This is a genomic window from Pseudomonas sp. B21-036 (genome assembly GCF_024748925.1).
Classification (GTDB): domain Bacteria; phylum Pseudomonadota; class Gammaproteobacteria; order Pseudomonadales; family Pseudomonadaceae; genus Aquipseudomonas; species Aquipseudomonas palmensis.
Genome location: NZ_CP087178.1, coordinates 2,719,719 through 2,740,310, shown reverse-complemented (window position 1 = coordinate 2,740,310; position 20,592 = coordinate 2,719,719). Strand labels below are relative to the sequence as shown.

Below are 20,592 nucleotides of genomic sequence, written 5' to 3'. Positions count from 1 at the left end.
GACAGCGTTAAAGCTGCTCAGAAATCTCGATCAGGTTGAGATCCGGATCTCGGACATACACGGATCTGATCGGCCCGGTTGCACCTGTTCTCTGGACAGGGCCCTCGATGATTGGCCATTGCGCCGATTCCAAGTGGGCAATGACCGCTTCAAGGCTTTTGCTCGCAATGAAGCAAAGATCCAACGCACCCGGCACCGGCAGGTGAGCTTTGGGCTCAAACTCCTTCCCGCGTGCATGAACGTTGATCTTCTGATTGCCGAAGCGAAATGCGATCCGGCCCGCGCCGAAAGTCTCCAACTCCATGCCCATCACACGCAGGTAAAAGTCTTTGCAGGCGTCAAGATCAATAGTCGTCAGTACCAGGTGATCGAGATGGTCGATCATTTCACCGCCTCCGTAGCGTTAGACACCACTTGCTTGGACAGCGTATGAACGTGTTCGGGAATCGGATGCAGATCCAAGCGCTTCCCAGCTTTCAAGATCTGACTCGGGGTTGCATGACCAATCAGCTCAGGAAGCCTTGCAGAGGCCTGGAGGATTCGGTCGAGGTCTACATTGGTGTCGTAGCCCATGAGCTGCAACATGTGCACCAGATCCTCTGTACAAACGTTTCCACTGGCGCCAGGTGCGTATGGGCAACCGCCCAGCCCACCAAGCGATGAATCAAAGCGATCCACGCCGGCTTGGAGGGCCGCCACAGTATTTGCCAGAGCCATCCCGCGCGTATTGTGGAAGTGCAACGTCACCTGAAGCTCTGGGAAACGCTTGATGACCTCCGCGGAAAAGGTCTGAACTTGAGAGGGGAACGCCATACCTGTCGTATCACACAAGGTGACGCCCCGAACGCCGAGGTTGGCAAAACGATCTACCCAACCTAGGATCTCATCTAGCGCTACGTCACCCTGCATGGGGCAGCCGAAGACGGTTGATAAAGAGACGTTCACCGCGACAGGCCCTTGGCCAATCACCGAAACAACCTCCTTAAGCTGAAGGAACGATTGCTCGCGGGTCATCCGCAGATTGGAACGGTTGTGCGGTTCACTGACCGACATCACCAAGTTGGCTTCATCAACCCCGCAGCCCAATGCACGTTCAGCGCCTCGCACATTTGGTACCAATACCGTGTACTCAACGCCGGGATGACGCTGAATACCCTGCATAACAGCTTCAGCATCTCTGAGTGCCGGGATCGCTTTCGGTGAGGTGAACGAAGTGACTTCAATTTTCGCGTATCCGCACTCACTCAATGCGTTAACCATTGAGATCTTGTCGGCAGTTTCGATGAACGTGGATTCGTTCTGGAAGCCGTCACGGGTTGCGACTTCCTGCATGTATAGGCGTTTCATCAGGCTACTCCGTACTTCAAATGATGCCGCGGCTGCGCCACGCTTCACGGGTTTCGGCGTCGAAGCCGTGAGCTTCCAGAACTTCGTCGGTATGCTCACCAAGGCGAGGCGCCTTTCGACTCACCGCCCCTGGTGTCGACAGAAGCTTCGGGACGATCCCAGGCAATGTCACCGCCGTGCCGTCGTCGAGTGTGCTTTCAAGCAGCATGTCTCGGGCTTTGTAGTGAGGATCGCTAGCGATATCGGCGGCATCGTAGATTTTGCCTGCCGGGATGCGCGCATCATTGAGCGCATCCAGAACCTCCTCCAAAGAGCGTTCTGCCGTCCATGTGGAGATAGCCGCATCAATTCGCGCGACATGGCGCACCCTGCCATCGTTTTGCGCTAGCTCCGGATCATCAGCCAGATCGATGCGATCGATCTTCTCCATCAGTCTCCGGTAGATGCTGTCTCCATTACCCGCGATCAATGCATACTTTCCGTCCTGGCAACGGTACGCGTTGGTCGGAGCAATTCCTGGCAAGCTGCTGCCAGCGGGCTGGCGAATCGTCTCGAATACGGAATATTCCGGAATCAAGCTCTCCATCATATTGAAGACGGACTCGTACAGCGCAACGTCTACCTGCTGACCTTCACCATTGTTTTGCTCACGATGACGAAGTGCGAGCAGAACGCCTATCACACCGTGGAGTGCGGACAGCGAATCGCCAATCGATACACCTACGCGAACCGGCGTGCGACCTGGCTCGCCAGACAGGTGACGGAGCCCGCCCATGGCCTCACCGATAACCCCAAAGCCAGGAAGGTCACGGTAAGGGCCACTCTGGCCATAACCGGATACACGAAGCATCACAAGGCCTGGATTGATTTCGCGCAGAACGTCCCAACCCAGACCCCATTTCTCAAGGGTTCCCGGGCGGAAGTTTTCGATCAGGATATCTGCGTCTTTAACGAGGCGCTTGATGACGTCGTGAGCTTCTTCCTGACGGAGATCAAGGGTCACGGAGCGCTTGTTGCGGGATTGAGCAGCCCACCACACGGATGTGCCGTCATGAAGCATTCGCCATTTGCGAAGTGGGTCACCAGTAGCTGGCGGTTCGATCTTGATGACGTCAGCACCAAATTCACCGAGGATCTTGGCAGCAAAGGGGCCCGCGATCAGCTGCCCCATCTCGATAACCTTAATGCCTTTCAATGGAGAGGTCATTGGCGTATTCCGATATTGTTGATTGTTATGGCCAGATGATCGCCCCACTCTCGGTAGATGAAAATTGCAAAATTTTCCAGTACCCTTTCCAACATGGAAAGCCTTGGGACATGAAATGAATTTGCTCCAAATCGATCTTCTCACTCTTCGCTTGCTGGTCTTTGCAGCGGAAACACTCAATCTGACCCAGGCAGCCTCGCGAGCCAACATGACGCTCTCGACCGCTAGCAAACGTATTTCTGAGCTAGAGAGAATCACCGATTGCGCACTCTTCGTGAGGTTGCCGCGGGGAATGGAGCTCACCGCAGCAGGCAGAGGCATCGCCGACCACGCACGCCACATCCTCGAGAGCGTTAATCGCATGGCCTATGATGTGAACGACTTTGCGATGGGCGTTAGAGGGCATGTCCGCCTAACAGCCAACACCTCTGCGGTTGTTCAGTTTTTGCCTCAGGACTTGGCCAGCTACCTCGCGGAGAATCCGCTCATACGAATCGGCATGGAAGAAGCATTGAGCGACGACATCGTTGCTGCGCTGCTCGATGGCAGGTCGGACATTGGTATTTTTGCGGATAACGTAAGCTCTGAAGGGCTAGTCAAACGTGTTTATCGTAGAGACCAGCTCGTATTGCTCGTCCCACGCGACCATCCCCTCACGGCACATCCAGAGACGACGTTGGCACAGGCCTTGGATTACGATTTCGTTGCCCTCAATCAGGGTAGCTCCCTGCTCAGGCGCCTCACGGATGCAGCCGTCGCAAACGGCAAAATGCTGAAGGTTAGAATTCAGGTGAGCAGCTTTGATGGCATCTGCAGAATGATCGAAGCAGGCCTCGGTATTGGCGTGCTCCCCCTGGGATCGGTGCGCAAGGAGCTACTGGGCAGTCAGTTGGAGGCCATTCAGTTGACAGACGACTGGGCCAAACGGACGCTGTTTGTAGGGGTGCTTAGCGAGTCGAACCTATCACCGGAAGCCAGCAAGCTTTACGACTACCTTGCACGAATGGAAACCGAACCTGTTGGTTAGGCCCAAGCAGTGTTTCCACCTATGGAGGCTGACTTCTAACCGCCCTGCCAGCCCGTGGGCCGGCAGAACGAGGGTACTGGGCTATTAAAGGCCCATCTCCTGGAACACTTCCTTGGCAATTTTGAAGCTATCGATCGCGGCTGGAACACCGCAGTAGATTGCTGACTGAAGGAAGACCTCAGCAATCTCCTCCTTGCTCAACCCGTTATTGATCGCGCCGCGGACATGTAGCTTGATCTCGTGTGGACGATTCAGAGCGGTGAGCATGGCCAGGTTCAAGAAGCTGCGAGTGCGGCGATCCAGGCCTGGACGATTCCAGACATCACCCCAGCAGTACTGGGTCACATGCTCCTGCATGCAACGGTTGAAATCGTCAGCGTTTTTCAGCGACGCATCGACGTACTCCGAGCCCAGAACCTCACGACGAGTTTTGAGGCCAATGTCAAACAGTTCTTGATTCATGCGTAGATCCTCTGATGGTTAAAGTTTTGCTTTCACTTCAAGGTTGAGCGATGGACTTCGCTTTGGCAGCGCTAAGGATTTTGGGAAGCATGGCTGCAATGAGACCGGCGATGACGAATGCTCCCGCCATAGCCAGCAATCCCGCCTGGTTGCTTCCTGTGGCACCTTTCATCCAACCAAGCAGAACAGGGCCGATGAAGCCGCCGAGGCTTCCCACGGAGTTGACCATCGCGAGAGCAACAGCTGCCCGAGCGCCGTCGAAATGACGGGACGGGAAACTGAACAGCAGAGGTACGGCTGCCTGAATGCAAGCGGCCATGCATAGACCAATGAATGCGACGGTTGCGGAAGTCGCCAAGCTGGAAAGGACAAATCCAATAGCACAGAAGAACAGGACGGCCACCATGGCCTTTTCTAGCGAGGCGCCCTTTTCGATCCGCTTGGATACGATGAGCAAGGACAGACCGGAGATCACCCATGGCACCGCAGACCACACCCCAGCTTGCACCGTGTCTACCTGAAGCCTGTCTTGGAGGATTTGAGGCAGCCAGTAGGTAACAGTCCAGAAACCGATCATCATGAAGAGGTAGCAGGCGGAGTATGCCCAAGCGGCTCCGCTAGAGAATATTTCTCGTAGCGCCTTCGAGTGACCCGAATCTGGTTCATGGACGGCGGCTGCATCCTCCTTGAGAGCCTCATTCAGAATTTGCTTTTCGTCTTGTGACAGCCAGCTGGCCTCAGACGGGCTGTTGGCCATGTACTTGAGCGTGAAAAAGCCCATTAATACAGCGGCGCCGCCCTCAATCAGAAACACCCACTGCCAGCCATGAATTCCGCCGAGCCCATCCATTCGCAGCAGTTGAGCGGTCACGAGCGAGCCGAGTGCAAGCGAAATGGGGATACCCAGCTGAAACAGTGAGTAAGCTCGAGTCAAGGAGCGCGAAGGCAGCCAAAAACTCATCCAGAACAAAATGCCTGGATAGAAACCAGCTTCAGCAATACCCAAAAGGAATCGCGCCACATATAACGACTCTGCAGTGTTGACGAACATGGTGAGCATGGTGATTGCTCCCCAGCTGATCATGATGCGCGCAATCCAACGGCGGGCTCCATATCGTCGCAGCGCAATATTACTAGGGACTTCGGTGAGAATGTATCCGAGATAAAATAAGCCGGCTGCCAATCCAAAGGCCGCAGGACTCAGACTGAGGCTGTCGCTCATCGAATGCCCAGCAACACTCAGGTTCGTACGGTCAATGAAAGCCACGAACAAACCAAGAATCGCAATCGGTATAATGTGTCGCTTTACTTTGGCAAAGACTTTTTCTTGCTGTGAAACCTGATGATTCGCCTGCGTTTTAGCACGATCTGCTTCGCACGCCTTATGGGCAGCCTCAATTATGTTTTGGTCTATCATACCAACACCTTTTGTAGTTATGCGTGAAGGCGCGTCAGCATCTTTTCAGATACAACGGGATAATTATGAATGCCCTTGAATTAACGCCTGCCCACTGTGGGGCAGACCTGTCGTTCAATCGACGAATTCAGCCAGGATCGGCTGGAGATACTCTTTGAAAAGCGGGTAATTTTCACTCACTGGGAAATGCCCAATGCCTACCATTCGCCCGCCCTTCGCACCAGGAATGGCATCAATGGTGGACTGTGTATCGAAAACCGTGCACGCATGATCGTACTCACCGGTTAGCAGATACACCGGACACGTCGTTGCGTCGATCTCTGCTTCCCGGCCGCGCAGGTCAAGGTCTTGGCTATAGAAATAGGTATCACCACGATAAATGCCCGGCCCACCTTGGCTATAGATCCACCAGACCTCTCGCTTCGATGATTCAGGACTCATGGGGGCCATGAGACTGTAGGTCCATGAAGCAACGCTCTGCTGTGCGTTGATATCTGGGGCCAACGACCAATCCTGGAAGCGGCCCTTTACATTGGAAGCACCCGACAGACCAATCACGCAGCGCCATTTCTGTGCATTACGCCGCACGAGTTCCAGCACTAGTGAGCCGGCCATTGAGCACCCCATCACAATGGGACGATCAAGCTCTAACACCTCAGCAAATCGTTCTACCGTCTGGGCGTACACTTCTGCAGTGAGCAGGTATTCTTGCTCCCACCAGCGATCAGGCGGCAACGACCGTCCATGCCATGGCAAGTCAAATGCAATAACTCGGAAGGATTTGGTGATTTCAGGGTCGTTAAGCAGTTGCCGGTACTGACGTGAATCCGCCCCAGCAGTGTGCAGGCAAATCAGGGGAATGCCCTGCCCGGCCTCTTCAAAAAAAATCCGCTGTTCCACACCGGCAATACTGAGGTGCAAGTAACGACCGATTACGTCTTCAATATAGGCCATTTTTACCCCCTCCGCGGAGCGATGTTCATAAGCTTTTGAAGCACTCTCAAATGCCGCAGCAGGTAGACGCGCTCCGACGGAATAGAAAACTCGTCGTGAATTTTCTCCATTGCCAAGAAATCGTTGTGCAGCGGATCGGGAATTACCTTAAGCATCTTCTCCCATGCTTGGCGGCTACCGACAAATTCAACTACATCAAAATCCGTCGTCAGGTCGCCCTCGACATATTCAAACTGCCCTTGTACAAGTTTAAAACAGGCGGTGACATTGCCGGCAGTTAGCTTTAGACCAAAACGAGAGAGCTTCCCTATGTGGGAAAGCTCTCTATCTTGTGCAACTTTTTCCAACCACCGGTCTATCCATACGGAGCTCAGTATTTCTGACATCACAGGCACCTATGCGTGCATGACCGTCAATCACCACCAATCTGATTTAGTACGTGGAATCCATCTTTTGCTGCCTCGTAGGCGGCCTGTACATGCTTTTCGCATGCAGCTCTCGCCGCGACAGGATCACGACGCACTGCGGCAGCCTCAGAAATCACTTTGATCTCTTCGATGCTTCTCAATGCTCGGCCCGGCAGGTTTAGGGTGTACGCACGTAGCAGTTCAGTTCGGCTGTGAATAGCGCGTAAGGCGCGCTCAACGGCCTCATTATCCGCCCCTGCAAGCAGGACGTGATAATACCTATCTTTGAGTTGGGTTCGTTCGCTTACAGGGAGATGCTCAAGAGAGCTGCCGATCTGCTCAGTCAATCCAATCACTTCAGCGCATTGCGCTGCAGACGCTCGGATCGCGAAGAGTTGACCAATCAAGCCCTCTAGAACACCCCGAAGTTCGTAGAGATCCCGAATATCTTTTTCGGTGAGAATCGCGACACGAGGGCCACGCCTTGGAATCATCTCGACAATACCTTCGGCCTCCAGCTGCCGAAGTACTTCCCGAACCACTGTTCGGCTGACATCAAAACGTTCGCATAACCGTGTCTCGATCAGACGCTCGCCAGGCTTGAACTCCATCGCCACGATTGCTGCCCGCAACAGATCTGCTGTCTGCTGCCTCAATGGCGCTGCGAGTTGAAGGAACGGGTTTTGTGTCATTTCGAGATCCTAGGTTTTACGAATTTATACCGCTGCCGGCGCGCCCAGGAAGGATTCATCATCCAGCGCAAGAGTAAGGCCAGTCAGCGCTGCAACGTAGCTGTACTGACGCAACCCCATAGCTACACCGGTAGCGGAGCGGCTGAATTTCGACTCCCATGGGCCACCAGGCAGGCCACGTGGGGCAGTAGGCGGGCAGACGATATTAGCAAAATGCACCTCGACTACGGGCTTTTGCGTTTCTTCGAGAGCATGGCGGGTAGCCTCACCAACGACGGTCAGACCAGCCGGGTTGATGATGTAGCCGTCAACGCGCGAGGCCGACTCATGGATAAATTCAAGAATGGCGCCTTCGTAGTTCGAGGCAAAGACCTCAACCTCGACACCAAGCTTCTGACCGCTTTCGATCACATAAGCCTGCAGGTCGGACAAGGAATTGATTCGGCCGTAAACGCGCTTGTTACGTGCCCCCAGGTTCGTCATGTTCGGGCCATCGATGACGGCGATACGGTGGACTTTGGTACCGGTACGAAGGGATTGCTGAGACATACGTACACCATTTTTCTGGGTTGTTGGACTTATTTTCAGCCAGCGAGCGGCTCAGGGTGTTACCGTAATACCGTAATACCACCAATGTCAACGCTTCGATTTCCCGAGCTTCACATGCACCATGTCCAGAATGAGACGTAACGTCAGCTGAAACGTTTTTCTTGTGGGCAAAGGTAGATACGTCCATGCCGGGTCATCCAGAGCCATAGCGTGGAATATTGAGTTGAGCCCGCAGTACGCTTCACATCTACCGCTTAAGGAGACTGCAGGATTGACTTGAGGGGTATCGACTGACACAAGCGCTTCAACTGGACCAAGCAGCACTGGATCAAGCCTTAGCATCAAAGCGCTTCCGTCCGTGCGCCAGCCAAGAAGCCAGCAAGGCCGGCTTCGTGAGCCCGCTCGCCCCTAACACGGTGGATGGCAGCGACGATACCCCTCCCCTGAGCCTTTGGGCTGAGAACAGCGCTCTCATTTGCCTGTTGGTCGAATCGAAGATCCTCCCGGCATCAGCGATCAATCAAAAGGTGAATGACAAGGTCGCGGAGATCGAAAAGGCCGAGGTGCGCAAGGTCTACCGCAAAGAGAAGGACCAGATCAAAGACCAAGTACTGCAGGAATACCTGCCCAAAGCCTTGACCAAGCGAGCAACCACCTACGCGGCAATCGACTTGCAGAGCGGCCTGGTGTATGTCGACGCCAACACGCACAAGCAAGCGGAAACGGTGCTGAGCAGTCTCCGTGAAGCCATCGGCAGCTTACCGGTCCGTCCGGTAGCCATGAAAATCGCACCTTCCGCCACGTTGACCGACTGGCTCAAAAACCAAAAGCCCACCCACGGGTTCTTCATACTCAACGACTGCGAGATGCAAACGAACGATGAGGGCTCGCTCGTGCGCTTCAAAAACGAAGAAGGGTGTCGTCTCCGCGTCGGATGATCAGGGCAGCCGCACTGTCATCACCGCAGCGGCTTGAGACATGACAGGGCCAGACGTTCTGGCCCTCTTTCAGCGGCCGCGCTGGTGGGCCCGCCGCCACTCCCAGGGCGGCATTCGCTCACTTTCCGGCAATGCCCACAAGCCAACCATTCCCTCTCGTGCCTCGGTCTCAAGGGCAAGCAAGCCTCGGTCATGGCTGTACTGGCGATACACCCATGAGCGGGCATCGATGGAACGACCTGCCCCTCGCCTTTTGACGCCCCGGCCGTCAACTCACAGTGCGCGATGGCGGTCGGTATCCAGCATCGTGCATAGCACCACCCTTGCGTGCGTCATTTCGCACCCACTTTTGGCACGCATAAAAAAGGCCGCCCACATGGGGCGGCCTGGTGTTTACGAAGCTGCTCTTTCTAACTGCAGGCGGTATACCTCCCGAAGGGTCTTCGCGACTTCAGCAGCTTGCAGATTCAGCGGATCGCAATTCGCTTCGATGCAGTCTGCAAAGTACGCAAAGCTATAGCGCCCCCAGGTTGCCAAATTGGTTTGAAATTTATTCACTCAGATTTGATATGGATCCAATAGAGCACACGAATGTGTGAATTGCCTTTGCGGACAAAGACCGGCTTGGTTGACGCTCCCCCCGCTCCGACTCAGAGATATCTGGAGCATCCGGGTAAGTCTCCAGATCGCGGAGAAATCTAGCGATCTGGCGTTGTTTAACTGGGCCATTGACAGCAAGCTGCGAGCCTGCGACTTAACCAAGGTCCGTGTACGGGATCTATCCCATGGAAAGCATGGCCGTCACGAGCGATCGTGAATCAGCAGAAGACTCAGATCCAGTGCAATTTGAGATCACCGAGCAAACCCATATGGCATCAGGCTCACCTCCGTAGCGAGGAGTGTCTGTTTCCGAGTCGGCTACACGGCTCAGATCATCTCTCCACCAGGCAATACGCTCGAATAGTGAAAGCCTGGGCGACAGCCCTTGGCCTTGATCCAGCGTTTCCGGTCGCTTGATGGCACAGTGATAATTTCTGTGCTAATTCCCTTTGGGGAAAAATGGAGCATGGATATGGCTATTTACGAGGAAGTGCTGGCATGGGCGGACAGGCTACCACCGTGGCGACAGGACGCTTTGCGAAGACTTTGTGTTCAAGGGGCTTGGAGCGAGGCGGATCTTGGTGAGATTCTCGATCTAGCCAAGCAGCATCACGGGATAAACAGCACAATTGAGCCTGTGCCGGTGCCGATCAGATTCGCCTCAGACCATTTCCCTGCCGAGGCGAATCGGGACAGGACGGTCGTTCTCACATCGCTACATACGCTTATTGACGTTGGGAAAATTCCGAGCGACCAAGCTCTGACGTTTCAGTCACATGGACTCACGATCGTATACGGTGGCAATGGCGCAGGTAAGTCCGGCTATGCGCGAGTACTTAAGCAAGCATGCCGGGCGAGGAGCCCAGGTACCGTCTACGCCAATGCCTACGACCCGAACTATCAGCAGCTTACACCGAGCGCCACTATCGACTTCGAATTGGATCATGCCCCTGAGCAGGCGATCTGGAGCGGTCAGCGCGGTCATGTCCCTCGGACCGAGCTCAGGGGAATCTCCGTCTTCGATAGCGACTGCGCCCGTCATTACCTCCAGTCGAGAGAAGCTGCCACCTTTCAGCCGTCCGCCTTGGCCTACCTCCAACAATTGGCAAATGGTCTAAATCAGGAACTCCGCCCAAGGCTTCAGGCAGAAATCGCGGGGCTCACCACAGACATTACACAGTTCAATGTCATTCCCGCCGATACCGTAGCCGGCCAGGCAGTACATCCGATTGGTCCGGCCACTGATCTGACGCACGCGCGTGCTCTGGCCACGCTCACTGCGGTTGAGCAAGCAGAACTCGCGCGTCTGCCGCAGGAGATTAGCGAGGCAGATCCCACCGCCAGGGCGACGAATCTCGACAACGCAGCAATCAGGGTCGATGAGCTGGCGAACAGCATCACTATGGCTGCCAACATAGTGTCTGATGATACGATTGGTGCCACGCAGTCGGCTCATCGAAGCCTTGTGGAGGCCGAGGCGGCTGAATGCGCTGCATCTGCGCTATTGCAGTCGGAAGATGCCACGCAGCTGCTTCCCGGAACTGGACAAGGTCCATGGGCATTATTGTTCAACTCTGCACGCGAGTACTCGACCAGCACTGCATATCCCGGACAAGCTTTTCCGGTCACCGACGAAGGTGGACTATGCGTGCTTTGCCAGCAGGAGCTGACTCCTGAAGCGAAAGATCGCTTACAGCGGTTTGATCGCTATATCCGAGACAGGGCGGCCGATGCAGCGCAAGTTGCGCGTAACGCTTGGCAGCAGATCGTACGTGACGTCAATCAGACGAGCGTTACCTTTGCCATTTCCCCGGTCATGCTTGAGAACTTGGGCGCGCGAGTCGCAACGCTACCGGACGAAATCCGGACTTTCCAGGAAGATTTGGCCGCTCGACTTCAGTGGCTCAGAGCGGCCGTTGCTGATGGCGAATGGTTGGATCGACCAACTTATCGTGGTGCAACCCCGACAGCTTCACTCCTTCAGGTCGCGGATGACCTTCGCGCTGAGGCAGTCCGACTGCGCGCGAACCTTGATGCAGCGGCCTTGACGGCGAAGAGGCTTCGCCTGAGGGAGCTGGAAGCGCGGCGGCTACTTTCCGAACATATCGAAGGCATCGCCCGGGTGACAGAAAATCTCGCTCTCAGAGCAAAGCTTCAGAATTGCCTTGAGGACATCGGCGGCACCCGCTCTATCAGCGTGCTTGCAGGTCAGTTAGCCAAGCGGTACGTCAGCGAGGCGTTGGCCGGAAGGATAAACGACGAACTTAACAGACTGGATCTTTACCACATTCGGGCCGGAGTCAGCTCAACCGGTGATGCGGGATCGGTGCGCCTTGGAATTCAACTCCACGAATGCCAGCTTGATCCGCATCTTGTACTCAGCGAGGCAGAGCAGCGCATGTGCGCGCTTGCCTACTTCTTCGCAGAACTCCACCAGTCAGGGTCCACTTCCGGAATCGTATTCGACGATCCGGTTTCAAGCCTTGACCACAGCCATCGGACCGCCGTCGCACGACGGATTGTTGAGGAGTCTGTCAGCCGACAAGTCATAGTATTTACCCACGACGCGGTGTTTTTCGGAGAGCTGCTTACCCTTTGCCAAGATGCGCAATTGGTCCCTGAGGTCAGGTCCATCAGTTACCGAGCCGAAGGGCCGGGTTATATCGATGCCGGTTTGCCCTACGACATGCGTAGACACCGTGAGCGCATTACATACCACCGTGCTGACCACCAACGAATCGTAGCCAACTTCTCTAATCCACCAGGGGATGATGAGCGACTTGCGATGCGCAATGCTTACGATGACCTTCGTGTCACGATTGAGGTAGGGATCGAGGACACAATACTCAATGAAACGGTAGTGCGGTTCCGCGACGGTATCTCAGTCGGTCGGCTTAATGGTGTGATGAGCGTGCAGGAAGCTGATTACCGCGAAGTGCAGCGCTTGCATGACAAGTGCTGCCGCAACGTGCGCGCGCATTCACATGCGGCGGGCCAGCAGCGGGCCGTTACGCAACCGGACGAGCTCTTGCGTGATATCGAGGCCGTCAATACCCTGTTCCAAGATATCCGCCGACGCAGAGGTTGAACCGCCTCCATAGCCCCCAGCGACAATACATGCACACGGGAAGTTGCAGCGATAAGCAAATTTGGACCAGAAGCGGCCGACTTGAGTGGCTGCTTCTGGCCGATTGCTGCCCCGCACGAAGGGCTGCTTTGGGTCGGAGGCGCTCATCCTCGACCGACCGCTTTCGACCCATAGCTGGCCTTCGCGACGGGCAGAAATCGGCCAGAAGCGGCCCTTGGCAAACGGCCAGAAGCGGAGCTACCAGCCAAAGGCAGCCCTAGATGAGCTGCCTCTCACTAGTAACACCCTTAGAACTAGGAGGTATATACCCACACGGAAAAGAGTTCTGCCATACCCCCTGACTGTGGCGAGACCTATGCCCTTGTGGCGCCGGTAACTAGCGCCTGTCGCTTACTAAAAAACATCATGCGTAATCCTCGGTGGTTAGGGGCAAAGGGAAAAATAGTGGCAACGCCGTCAGGTGGTCTGCGCTACCGCATCTCTCTGAGTCCCTTTGACGTGGTGTTGAAGGCCCCCTGCAAAACGCAGCGTCACCTCCCGCCGGGTGAAGCGCCATTCCCCATCACTCCGCTCAAACTGATCGAGGTACTTCCCGGTGCAGATAGGCTGTAACGGGAACTCATCGACCTGCTGATGAACGGTGTAGTAGCTTGCCGAACTCGCCCTTTCACCGGACGGGTCCACGTCAATGAGCTGGTTGGTAATCGAGTGCCACGTACGCGGAGTGCCATCCCCATGGACCTGAAGACCAGCGGTGAAAAACGCCATCAGCCCTTCGACAGTCGATGCCTCGTTGCCCAGCACATGGATAACGGCATGTTTGAGAACCTCTGCTACGCCCTCGAAGTCACCGTTGTCGAGACGATGGATATAGATGGCATGCAGGCGATGGATCGCGCTCTCGGCATCCAGGCGTGCCACGAGATCCCGTTGGTTGGTGCTGTCAGTCATACCAGTTGCTCCAAGGATAATGTCGGAAAAATAGGATTCAATTCTCGGAAGCCCTCCTCGGCGAATAGCTCGACGCGTTGATATGGCTGGTCGCATCGCCGGCTAAGAACGACGCCCGTTAAACATCCAGTGTGGCCCTGACGCTTAAGTCGTCAGCTGGCAAACAGCCTCCAGATTCACTCCGTCAGGGCCCAGTACATAGGCTGCGTAATAATTAGGGTGGTAACGAGGCCTGATCCCCGGCGCTCCGTTGTCCTTTCCGCCAGCGGCAATAGCAGCCGCATGGAACGCGTCGACCGCCTCATGACTCTGCGCGATCAGCGCAATATGGGCCCCCTGGCTGGGAACGGGAGCGTCGTGCAGCCAGAGGAACGGCTTATCTGCGGAACCGAACCCCAGTCGTCGAGGCTTCGATCGAGGTGGATCGGCCTCAATGCTCATCATCAATGTGATGCCCAGCGGCTTGAGCGCCTGTTCGTAGAAATCACGTGCATGCAAAATGTCCGAAACACCGATGCCCATATGATCGATTGCCGACCCAGCAAACTCACTCATCAGGTAACTCCTTAAGGCGCCGATTGTTCGGCAGGTTCGTAGGGCTTCGTCGTCAGCAGCGGGTGGCGTGGCCGACCGCACGGATAGGTCTTAACAGCCAGCACGACAGGCCGGCCAATAGCGAAAACAGCGCTGCTATGCCGAAGGCCATAGGCAATCCGGATACGAAATTTTCTGGCACCGAAGTGGCAGCGTAAATCGATGTGATCACTGCGATACCCAGCGCGCCACCGATCTGCTGGTCCATCTGCAAGAGCCCCGAGGCACTGCCGGATTGTTCGGCAGGTACGTCCTGCATGATCAGTACCGTGCCTGGGGTAAATACCAGGGCAATGCCAAGGCTATGAACGAACATCGGCGCCAGGACTGCGGACATGTAGCTGCCCTGGCCGTCCATCAGCACGAAGCCGATGAAGCTGCAGGACACCAGCGCGCAGCCGGCTACAAGTAGTCTTTCGGCGCCAAAGCGTTCGATCAGGCCCGCCATGAAGTGAGTCACCGCGAACACCGTGCAGGACACGGGAAGATAGGCCAGGCCCGCATAAAGCGGGCTAAAGCCGAGCACCTTCTGAAAATACTGCACGACCAGAAACAGCATCGAAAAATGCATTCCAACGATCACCGCCATGGTCACCAGAGCAACGACACGCGTTCTGTTGCGCAAAAGGTCGAGGTCCAATAGCGGTTGTCTTACACGGCCCTCGATGACGCGGAACGTCGCCAAAAGCACGATGGCAATTACGAACGACGGTAGAGTTGCCGCATCGGTCCAGCCATGCTCGGCAGCGCTTATGAAGCCGAACACCAGGGCGATGGAACCCAGGGTGGCGGTCAGCGCGCCAGAAATATCGAAGGTCGACGGCGTTCGGGGGGTCTCCACTACCAAGCGGCCGATCATCAGCAACACCAGTGCACCGATCGGCACATTGATAAGCAGTGACCAGCGCCAGGATATGTATTCAGTGAGTGCGCCACCTAGAATCAGGCCGGCCGAAGCCCCTATTGACGACACGGTGATGAACAGCGCCATGCCGCGGTTGCGCTCTTGCTCGTTGCGAGCCAGGTTGGTCACCAGTGCCAGAACACTGGGCGCGGCCACGGCGGCCCCTACCCCCTGAAGTACCCGTGCGACAATCAGCATGAGCGGACTCTGCGCCAACCCGCCCACCAGTGAAGCCAGCACGAAGACTGCCAGCCCTAGTTGGAAAGCCCTCACACGTCCGAACGCATCGCCCAGCCGCCCACCAAGTAGCAGCAGTCCGCCAAAAGCTAAAGCGAACGCGTTGGGCACCCAGGAAAGCGTCGCAGAGGAGAATCCCAGGTCCATCTGGATCTGCGGCAAGGCGACCATCACGATAAGAAAATCCATCTGCAGCATGAGCTGCGCGGCGAGGATAACGACCAGCGCCAGCACGTGTTGATCGACGGGAAGAAGCGCACGCACCTCAGGCGCAGACGGCGAAGCGGTCATGATTATTCCTTGGCATTCAGAAGGACCGGCGTGGGGCGGTAGCTCAGCGTTGTTCAGACTTGGGAAGCCCCACCGTCAGCGAACAGCTCGGCGCCGTTGACATAGCTCGACGCATCGCTCGCCAGGAATAGCGCGGCCTGGCCGATCTCGTGCGCCTGGCCGATCCGGCCGAGCGTGCTCTTCTCATTGAATACATCGATCACCTGCTGCGCGTTTTCGCCAAGTACGTCGCGCAGTGACGGGGTGTCCACCGGACCGGGGCTGAGCAGGTTAATGCGTACGCCTGAGCCTTTAATGTCGAGAATCCAGCTCCTCACCATCGCCCGTAATGCGGCCTTGGTGGCTCCGTAGACGCTCATACCAGGCCCAGGATTGATCGAGGAAGTCGAGCCGACGATGACGATGCTGCTGCCCTCGCCCATCAACGGCAGCGCCCCTTGAACTGTAAACGTGGTGCCTTTGACGTTGGTTGCGAACACCCGATCGAAACCCGCTTCAGTGATTGCCCCCAGAGGCTCGACTTCACCCATCCCGGCATTGGCGATCAACACATCGATACGGCCATGGACTGCGCTTATGTGCGTGTACAGATCGGCAAGTTCTGCAGGGCTCGAGATGTCGGTCCGCACGGCAGAAACATTTCCACCGAGGCGGCTAACGGCTTCGTCGAGCTGCGGCTGGCGGCGCCCGGTGATGATCAGGTCGGCACCCTGACTGACGAACACTTCGGCGATCGCGAAGCCTAGGCCCGAAGAACCGCCAGTGATCAGCACAACCTTGTTTTTGAACTGCATGACAAATACCTTAACGAGTGAATATGTAGCAAACACTACATAAGCCCAGGGCCGCTCGCAAGCTATTTAGTAATCACTAAAATCACCTTTCAGGGAATTGCGATTGAACATGGATGTAGCGATCGCTACAGTAGTCGTATTGAGATGAGAGATACCCATGAACGAAAAACCCAGGCAGCGCCGCCCCGCTTTCGATCGAGAGCAAGGGATAGCCATCGCACAAGCATTGTTTCATCAGCGTGGATTCGACGCTGTCAGCCTGGCCGACCTGACCGAGGCGATGAACATCAAGCCGCCCAGCTTTTACGCCGCCTATGGCAGCAAGGCCGAGCTGTTCGAACGTGCGATGCATCGCTACGCCGGTGAAAACGCGCTCCCGATGGACAAATTGCTGGCACCGGATCGCCCACCTGCCGAAGCGCTGACTGCGCTGTTGGTTGCCGCTGCGAAGCAGTACGGACGCGACAGCGCTTTGCGCGGCTGCCTGATCACCGAAGGCATGCGCGCGGACGATCCGATCGCCCGCAACATGGCTGAGAAGCTGGGCGACACCGGGATCCAGACGATCCGCCGTTACCTTGATGAGGTCCGGCCAGACGCTGCTCAGGCGCTGGCTGACTATCTGCTAGTCACCCTGCGCGGGCTGTCGGCAGCAGCATGCAGTGGCATGCCCTGCGAACGCCTGGTGGAGGTGGCGCAAACTGCTGGCAAGCTGATCTCCCGTGAGTTCGAAGCAAGTGACAGAGCTGCGAATTGCTGAGTAAATCAGCATTGCCGTACCAGAGGGTCAGCGATCAGTGATGGTCGTTCCGACGATGCTCTCGGCGAATCCAACGCCCAGTAGCGTTGCCGGCGTCTCGAAGCCCGGCCGCCGCTCGCCACTCAATACCCGGCGCGCAGCCTCCACCGCAGCGATCGGTGTGTAGGTGTAGCCGTTGACAGTCTCGATCACTGAACGGGCGACTGTGCCGTCAGCGCCGGTGACCTCAGCCACTGCTCGGGCGCGGTGGGCTTCACGTTGTTGCGTGTTGGGCCCATCAGGAAGCTGAGAGAGATCGCCTTCGGGAAAGGGCTCGCCTGAGAAATGCACGAACATGGAAATGTTTGGAATACCGGTGGAGTGCCAGCCGGTAACCAAGTCTCCGAAAGACAGCGGCGCACAGACTTCCGGGCCATCGCCAAAATCGAAATGTCGTGGTTGCGCATCGGGCGTTGCCACGAGCTGCCCGTCAATCCGGGCCAGCAGCCCTGCTCCAACAATCTCGCTAACGCTCAGCGCCGATCCACGTGACATGGAACCCGCGACCTGAAGTGCAATGCTAAGTGACTGCGGATCCTGCACTCGGCGAGCGACATGCACCGCCAAGCAGTCTGTCGGCACCACGTCCCAGCCGACGCCAGGCAGCAGCATGATCCCTGACTCGGCCGCCTCAGCGCCCAATCGCTCAGCCAACCGGTACACATTGATCTCGGCCGTGATATCCAGATAGTCGACGCCAGCCTTGATACAGGCTCGCATCAAGGCATCGGCGGTCTGCGCAAAGGGCCCAGCAAAGTTCACCAGCACGCCGACGCCTTCAAGGGAATCTGCTGTCGGCGCATCAGGCGTGAATACGCGATAAGGAACGTCCAGCTCTGCGGCGAATGTACGTACTTTGTCGTGGCGGCGCCCGGCAATGACAATGTCCAGCCCTTGTGCCTTGGCATACTCCGCCGCCATGCGCCCCACGTAACCGGTTGCGCCATAGATCATTAATTTGTTCATTGGACGTGCTGCCAATTCTTGTAGACGAATTCCAGGCTATAGCCGTCAGGGTCCAGGACATTAGCGGCGTAGTAGTTCGGGTCGTAGTGAAGACGTGCCCCCGGTGCGCCGTTGTCGACCGCGCCATGAGCCAACGCGGCTGCGTAGGCGGCGTCAACTTCGGCTTTGCTATTTGCCACAAAACCAATGTGTACAGCTCGCCCTTCAACTACACCCTGGCGCAGCCAGAAAAACATCCGGCCGTTGGCGCCGAAGCCTTTCAAGTCCGGGTGCCCGGGTGGGCCGTCCTTGCCGTCGTAGTCCAGGCGCGCGGTGATACCCAGCGGCACCAAGGCCGCCTCGTAGAAATGGATGGAGCGCTCAATGTCGCTTACCGACAGAAAAATGTGATCCAGCATGCTGAAAGCTCCTCGTTCAGATGACGTAGCCGCCCGCGACTTCAATGCTCTGGGCGTTAATCCACGCGCCCTCTTCCGACATCAGCATGACGATGATCCGGGCCACATCATCGGGCTCACCGACTCTGCCCAGCGCCGTTTGCGCAGCCAGCATCGCCTCGAACTCATCATTGAGTCCACCGCCCAACTCGGTTCGAATCGCCCCAGGGGAAACAGCGTTGGCACGGATACGTCGATCGCCGAATTCCTTGGCCATATAGCGCGTAAGTACTTCCAGCCCACCCTTGAACGCCGCGTAAGGTGCCACTCCTGCGGTGGCCACCCGCGTGGTGGCGCTGGTCAGGTTGACGATGCTGGCGTTTTCTTCCAGTAGTGGCAGCAAGGCCTGCGTCAGGAAGAACGGACCTTTTAGATGAACATTGAACAGACCATCGAACTGCGCCTCGCTGACCGATGCCAGCGGGTTGAACAGGCCGTAACCGGCGTTATTCACCATGCCTGCGAGCGTGCTCGTACCCCACGTTTCATGGAGTGCAGCAAGGACGGCTTCACGGAACGCGTCGAAGCTTCGGACATCCGCGACGTCGAGCTTGAGCGCAACGGCCTTGCCGCCCGCTTGTTCAATGCGTCGCACTACCTCATCCGCGGCGTCCGGATGCTGGTTGTATGTAAGGATGACACCCATGCCGCGCCGGGCGGCGTGTTCTGCTGCACTGGCACCAATTCCTCGACTGCCTCCGGTAATGACGATAACGCCCATGACGTGCTCCTTGGCTGATTGAATGAGCCTCCACGTTAAGGGACCTCGTCATCGCGGGCGCAGCCGTTCCTACTCGAAACCTGCCTGTTTCTGCTTTTTGCTTGCGCTGCGCCTGTTCCGCCATTCAGCATGACCGCATGAATGATCAGCTAACCGAACTCCGCACCCTCGCCGCCAGGGCCGAAAACCGCCGCACGGAGACGGGCATTCCGCGCGTTGCCATGGTCCAGGGCAAAATCCCTGAGCATATGCTGGCGGCGGTCTATGACCCAATGATCAACCTGATCCTGCAGGGCAGCAAAACCATGACCGTGGGCGACTCCACGCTGCGGTATGACCCGGCGACCTATTTCGTCATGTCCATTCAGCTGCCCGCGGTGGGCACGGTGCACCCTGCTGCATCAGGCGAACCCTACCTGGCCATCAGCCTGACGCTTGAGCCCACCGTGTTGTCCACGCTGCTGGCTGACCTGCCTAAACCTGCTGATCGCCATGAGGGCGAACCTGGGTTTTCGGTGGCCGCCGTCACGCCCGAGCTGATGGATGCCTGGGTGCGCATGTTGCGATTGATGGGTAACCCGGACGCCATCGCCGCCCTGGCGCCTGCATACGAGCGCGAGATTCTGTTTCGCGTGCTGCAAGGCCCCCATGGCTGGATGCTGCGGGAGATCGCAGCACCGGATACCGCCATGGCCCGAGTAAATCTGGCCATTCAATGGATCCGTCGGGATTTTGCCGAGCCGATCAGAGTAGAAAGCCTGGCGCACAAAGCGGCGATGAGCGTCTCGGCCTTTCACCGCCACTTCAAGGCGGTCACCACCCTGAGCCCGTTGCAATATCAAAAGCGCGTGCGTTTGCTCCAGGCGCGGATGCTCATGGTGGCCAGTGGCAAGAGCGTCACAGCGGCAGCTTTCGAGGTGGGCTATGAAAGCGCGACGCAATTCAGCCGGGATTACGCGCGGGTATTTGGCCTTCCTCCTGCCAGGGATGCAGGAAGAATTCTCAGGGAAACGAAGGCGTCCAAAAACTAACGTGTGGAAGGAGACGCAAAAATTCCTTGGGGCTTTTGCCTAAACGAACAGTGAAAGGCAGAAATCGGCCAGAAGCGGTCATTCATATCGGTCCAGAACAGGCGTTCGATTCTTTCACACCAGACAGGGCACTCGCCAAGAAGACTGGTGGTGCCGGTTAGGGTTTTAAACATGGTTGC

The 20,592-nt window shown here is 56.7% G+C and carries 21 protein-coding genes and 1 pseudogene; 6 read left to right on the top strand and 16 right to left on the bottom strand.

Annotation, left to right across the window (positions count from 1 at the left end; genetic code table 11):
• Window positions 1-7: 7 nt before the first annotated feature.
• The 3 genes from LOY33_RS12245 to LOY33_RS12235 are packed head-to-tail and all read right to left on the bottom strand — an operon-like array spanning window position 8 to window position 2,554.
• Window positions 8-385 carry a VOC family protein gene (locus tag LOY33_RS12245; RefSeq protein ID WP_258662787.1) on the bottom strand — a complete coding sequence of 126 codons (378 nt, stop codon included), beginning with the start codon at window positions 383-385 and terminating at the stop codon, window positions 8-10.
• Window positions 382-1,347 (bottom strand): hydroxymethylglutaryl-CoA lyase, encoded by a 966-nt coding sequence (locus LOY33_RS12240; protein WP_258662785.1) that lies wholly within the window; start codon window positions 1,345-1,347, stop codon window positions 382-384. The genes LOY33_RS12245 and LOY33_RS12240 overlap by 4 nt, the downstream gene beginning before the upstream one ends.
• Before the next feature lie 16 nt (window positions 1,348-1,363).
• On the bottom strand, window positions 1,364-2,554 hold the full coding sequence (locus tag LOY33_RS12235; RefSeq protein WP_258662784.1) for a CaiB/BaiF CoA-transferase family protein: 1,191 nt from the start codon (window positions 2,552-2,554) through the stop codon (window positions 1,364-1,366).
• A 115-nt stretch (window positions 2,555-2,669) separates the two neighbouring features.
• On the opposite strand from LOY33_RS12235, the gene LOY33_RS12230 reads away from it, so the two are divergent.
• Window positions 2,670-3,581 carry a LysR family transcriptional regulator gene (locus tag LOY33_RS12230; protein ID WP_258662783.1) on the top strand — a complete coding sequence of 304 codons (912 nt, stop codon included), beginning with the start codon at window positions 2,670-2,672 and terminating at the stop codon, window positions 3,579-3,581.
• A gap of 84 nt (window positions 3,582-3,665) precedes the next feature.
• On the opposite strand, the gene LOY33_RS12225 is transcribed toward LOY33_RS12230, so the two are convergent.
• The 6 genes from LOY33_RS12225 to LOY33_RS12200 form a co-directional block, all read right to left on the bottom strand.
• On the bottom strand, window positions 3,666-4,043 hold the full coding sequence (locus tag LOY33_RS12225; protein WP_258662781.1) for a carboxymuconolactone decarboxylase family protein: 378 nt from the start codon (window positions 4,041-4,043) through the stop codon (window positions 3,666-3,668).
• Between the two features lie 37 nt (window positions 4,044-4,080).
• Window positions 4,081-5,460: an MFS transporter gene (locus LOY33_RS12220; protein ID WP_258662780.1), complete on the bottom strand. Its 1,380-nt coding sequence runs from the start codon at window positions 5,458-5,460 to the stop codon at window positions 4,081-4,083.
• Window positions 5,461-5,574: 114 nt separating this feature from the next.
• The gene (locus LOY33_RS12215; RefSeq protein WP_258662778.1) at window positions 5,575-6,414 is read right to left on the bottom strand and encodes an alpha/beta fold hydrolase; all 840 of its coding nucleotides are present in this window, start codon (window positions 6,412-6,414) and stop codon (window positions 5,575-5,577) included.
• A 2-nt stretch (window positions 6,415-6,416) separates the two neighbouring features.
• Window positions 6,417-6,800 (bottom strand): hypothetical protein, encoded by a 384-nt coding sequence (locus LOY33_RS12210; RefSeq protein WP_258662775.1) that lies wholly within the window; start codon window positions 6,798-6,800, stop codon window positions 6,417-6,419.
• A 26-nt stretch (window positions 6,801-6,826) separates the two neighbouring features.
• The gene (locus LOY33_RS12205; RefSeq protein ID WP_258662773.1) at window positions 6,827-7,513 is read right to left on the bottom strand and encodes a GntR family transcriptional regulator; all 687 of its coding nucleotides are present in this window, start codon (window positions 7,511-7,513) and stop codon (window positions 6,827-6,829) included.
• A 24-nt stretch (window positions 7,514-7,537) separates the two neighbouring features.
• On the bottom strand, window positions 7,538-8,062 hold the full coding sequence (locus tag LOY33_RS12200) for a 3-dehydroquinate dehydratase (protein ID WP_258662771.1): 525 nt from the start codon (window positions 8,060-8,062) through the stop codon (window positions 7,538-7,540).
• Between the two features lie 290 nt (window positions 8,063-8,352).
• On the opposite strand from LOY33_RS12200, the gene rdgC reads away from it, so the two are divergent.
• The 3 genes and pseudogenes from rdgC to LOY33_RS12185 all read left to right on the top strand — a co-directional run bounded on the left by rdgC (window position 8,353) and on the right by LOY33_RS12185 (window position 12,688).
• Complete coding sequence (gene rdgC / locus LOY33_RS12195) at window positions 8,353-9,000, top strand: recombination-associated protein RdgC (protein ID WP_258662886.1); 648 nt, start codon at window positions 8,353-8,355, stop codon at window positions 8,998-9,000.
• 595 nt (window positions 9,001-9,595) lie between these two features.
• Window positions 9,596-10,002 (top strand): annotated as a pseudogene (locus tag LOY33_RS12190) (hypothetical protein); the annotation flags it as partial.
• Window positions 10,003-10,072: 70 nt separating this feature from the next.
• A complete protein-coding gene (locus LOY33_RS12185; protein WP_258662769.1) occupies window positions 10,073-12,688 on the top strand; it encodes an AAA family ATPase in 2,616 nt (871 codons plus the stop codon).
• Between the two features lie 456 nt (window positions 12,689-13,144).
• Here the strand turns inward: LOY33_RS12185 and LOY33_RS12180 are convergent, their stop codons facing one another.
• The 4 genes from LOY33_RS12180 to LOY33_RS12165 all read right to left on the bottom strand — a co-directional run bounded on the left by LOY33_RS12180 (window position 13,145) and on the right by LOY33_RS12165 (window position 16,459).
• Complete coding sequence (locus LOY33_RS12180; protein WP_258662768.1) at window positions 13,145-13,639, bottom strand: nuclear transport factor 2 family protein; 495 nt, start codon at window positions 13,637-13,639, stop codon at window positions 13,145-13,147.
• Window positions 13,640-13,783: 144 nt separating this feature from the next.
• Window positions 13,784-14,194 carry a VOC family protein gene (locus LOY33_RS12175; RefSeq protein ID WP_258662766.1) on the bottom strand — a complete coding sequence of 137 codons (411 nt, stop codon included), beginning with the start codon at window positions 14,192-14,194 and terminating at the stop codon, window positions 13,784-13,786.
• A gap of 52 nt (window positions 14,195-14,246) precedes the next feature.
• On the bottom strand, window positions 14,247-15,665 hold the full coding sequence (locus LOY33_RS12170; RefSeq protein ID WP_258662764.1) for an MFS transporter: 1,419 nt from the start codon (window positions 15,663-15,665) through the stop codon (window positions 14,247-14,249).
• A gap of 53 nt (window positions 15,666-15,718) precedes the next feature.
• Window positions 15,719-16,459 carry an SDR family NAD(P)-dependent oxidoreductase gene (locus tag LOY33_RS12165; RefSeq protein ID WP_258662762.1) on the bottom strand — a complete coding sequence of 247 codons (741 nt, stop codon included), beginning with the start codon at window positions 16,457-16,459 and terminating at the stop codon, window positions 15,719-15,721.
• A gap of 157 nt (window positions 16,460-16,616) precedes the next feature.
• Here LOY33_RS12165 and LOY33_RS12160 point away from each other — a divergent pair, with 157 nt between their 5' ends.
• Window positions 16,617-17,219: a TetR/AcrR family transcriptional regulator gene (locus tag LOY33_RS12160; RefSeq protein ID WP_258662760.1), complete on the top strand. Its 603-nt coding sequence runs from the start codon at window positions 16,617-16,619 to the stop codon at window positions 17,217-17,219.
• Between the two features lie 27 nt (window positions 17,220-17,246).
• On the opposite strand, the gene LOY33_RS12155 is transcribed toward LOY33_RS12160, so the two are convergent.
• The 3 genes from LOY33_RS12155 to LOY33_RS12145 are packed head-to-tail and all read right to left on the bottom strand — an operon-like array spanning window position 17,247 to window position 19,382.
• Window positions 17,247-18,224: a trans-acting enoyl reductase family protein gene (locus tag LOY33_RS12155; RefSeq protein ID WP_258662759.1), complete on the bottom strand. Its 978-nt coding sequence runs from the start codon at window positions 18,222-18,224 to the stop codon at window positions 17,247-17,249.
• Window positions 18,221-18,622 (bottom strand): VOC family protein, encoded by a 402-nt coding sequence (locus LOY33_RS12150; protein WP_258662758.1) that lies wholly within the window; start codon window positions 18,620-18,622, stop codon window positions 18,221-18,223. The genes LOY33_RS12155 and LOY33_RS12150 overlap by 4 nt, the downstream gene beginning before the upstream one ends.
• 16 nt (window positions 18,623-18,638) lie before the next feature.
• The gene (locus LOY33_RS12145; protein WP_258662757.1) at window positions 18,639-19,382 is read right to left on the bottom strand and encodes an SDR family NAD(P)-dependent oxidoreductase; all 744 of its coding nucleotides are present in this window, start codon (window positions 19,380-19,382) and stop codon (window positions 18,639-18,641) included.
• Window positions 19,383-19,519: 137 nt separating this feature from the next.
• Here LOY33_RS12145 and LOY33_RS12140 point away from each other — a divergent pair, with 137 nt between their 5' ends.
• Window positions 19,520-20,413, top strand: coding sequence for an AraC family transcriptional regulator (locus tag LOY33_RS12140; RefSeq protein ID WP_258662756.1), 894 nt, complete (start codon window positions 19,520-19,522; stop codon window positions 20,411-20,413).
• The last annotated feature ends 179 nt before the right edge of the window (window positions 20,414-20,592 follow it).

Excerpts from the sequence above, each read along its gene's own strand:
- LOY33_RS12245 (WP_258662787.1), bottom strand. The coding sequence starts at position 385 with ATGATCGACCATCTCGATCACCTGGTACTGACGACTATTGATCTTGAC.
- LOY33_RS12240 (WP_258662785.1), bottom strand. The coding sequence starts at position 1,347 with ATGAAACGCCTATACATGCAGGAAGTCGCAACCCGTGACGGCTTCCAG.
- LOY33_RS12235 (WP_258662784.1), bottom strand. The coding sequence starts at position 2,554 with ATGACCTCTCCATTGAAAGGCATTAAGGTTATCGAGATGGGGCAGCTG.
- LOY33_RS12230 (WP_258662783.1), top strand. The coding sequence starts at position 2,670 with ATGAATTTGCTCCAAATCGATCTTCTCACTCTTCGCTTGCTGGTCTTT.
- LOY33_RS12225 (WP_258662781.1), bottom strand. The coding sequence starts at position 4,043 with ATGAATCAAGAACTGTTTGACATTGGCCTCAAAACTCGTCGTGAGGTT.
- LOY33_RS12220 (WP_258662780.1), bottom strand. The coding sequence starts at position 5,460 with ATGATAGACCAAAACATAATTGAGGCTGCCCATAAGGCGTGCGAAGCA.
- LOY33_RS12215 (WP_258662778.1), bottom strand. The coding sequence starts at position 6,414 with ATGGCCTATATTGAAGACGTAATCGGTCGTTACTTGCACCTCAGTATT.
- LOY33_RS12210 (WP_258662775.1), bottom strand. The coding sequence starts at position 6,800 with ATGTCAGAAATACTGAGCTCCGTATGGATAGACCGGTGGTTGGAAAAA.
- LOY33_RS12205 (WP_258662773.1), bottom strand. The coding sequence starts at position 7,513 with ATGACACAAAACCCGTTCCTTCAACTCGCAGCGCCATTGAGGCAGCAG.
- LOY33_RS12200 (WP_258662771.1), bottom strand. The coding sequence starts at position 8,062 with ATGTCTCAGCAATCCCTTCGTACCGGTACCAAAGTCCACCGTATCGCC.
- LOY33_RS12185 (WP_258662769.1), top strand. The coding sequence starts at position 10,073 with ATGGCTATTTACGAGGAAGTGCTGGCATGGGCGGACAGGCTACCACCG.
- LOY33_RS12180 (WP_258662768.1), bottom strand. The coding sequence starts at position 13,639 with ATGACTGACAGCACCAACCAACGGGATCTCGTGGCACGCCTGGATGCC.
- LOY33_RS12175 (WP_258662766.1), bottom strand. The coding sequence starts at position 14,194 with ATGAGTGAGTTTGCTGGGTCGGCAATCGATCATATGGGCATCGGTGTT.
- LOY33_RS12170 (WP_258662764.1), bottom strand. The coding sequence starts at position 15,665 with ATGACCGCTTCGCCGTCTGCGCCTGAGGTGCGTGCGCTTCTTCCCGTC.
- LOY33_RS12165 (WP_258662762.1), bottom strand. The coding sequence starts at position 16,459 with ATGCAGTTCAAAAACAAGGTTGTGCTGATCACTGGCGGTTCTTCGGGC.
- LOY33_RS12160 (WP_258662760.1), top strand. The coding sequence starts at position 16,617 with ATGAACGAAAAACCCAGGCAGCGCCGCCCCGCTTTCGATCGAGAGCAA.
- LOY33_RS12155 (WP_258662759.1), bottom strand. The coding sequence starts at position 18,224 with ATGAACAAATTAATGATCTATGGCGCAACCGGTTACGTGGGGCGCATG.
- LOY33_RS12150 (WP_258662758.1), bottom strand. The coding sequence starts at position 18,622 with ATGCTGGATCACATTTTTCTGTCGGTAAGCGACATTGAGCGCTCCATC.
- LOY33_RS12145 (WP_258662757.1), bottom strand. The coding sequence starts at position 19,382 with ATGGGCGTTATCGTCATTACCGGAGGCAGTCGAGGAATTGGTGCCAGT.
- LOY33_RS12140 (WP_258662756.1), top strand. The coding sequence starts at position 19,520 with ATGAATGATCAGCTAACCGAACTCCGCACCCTCGCCGCCAGGGCCGAA.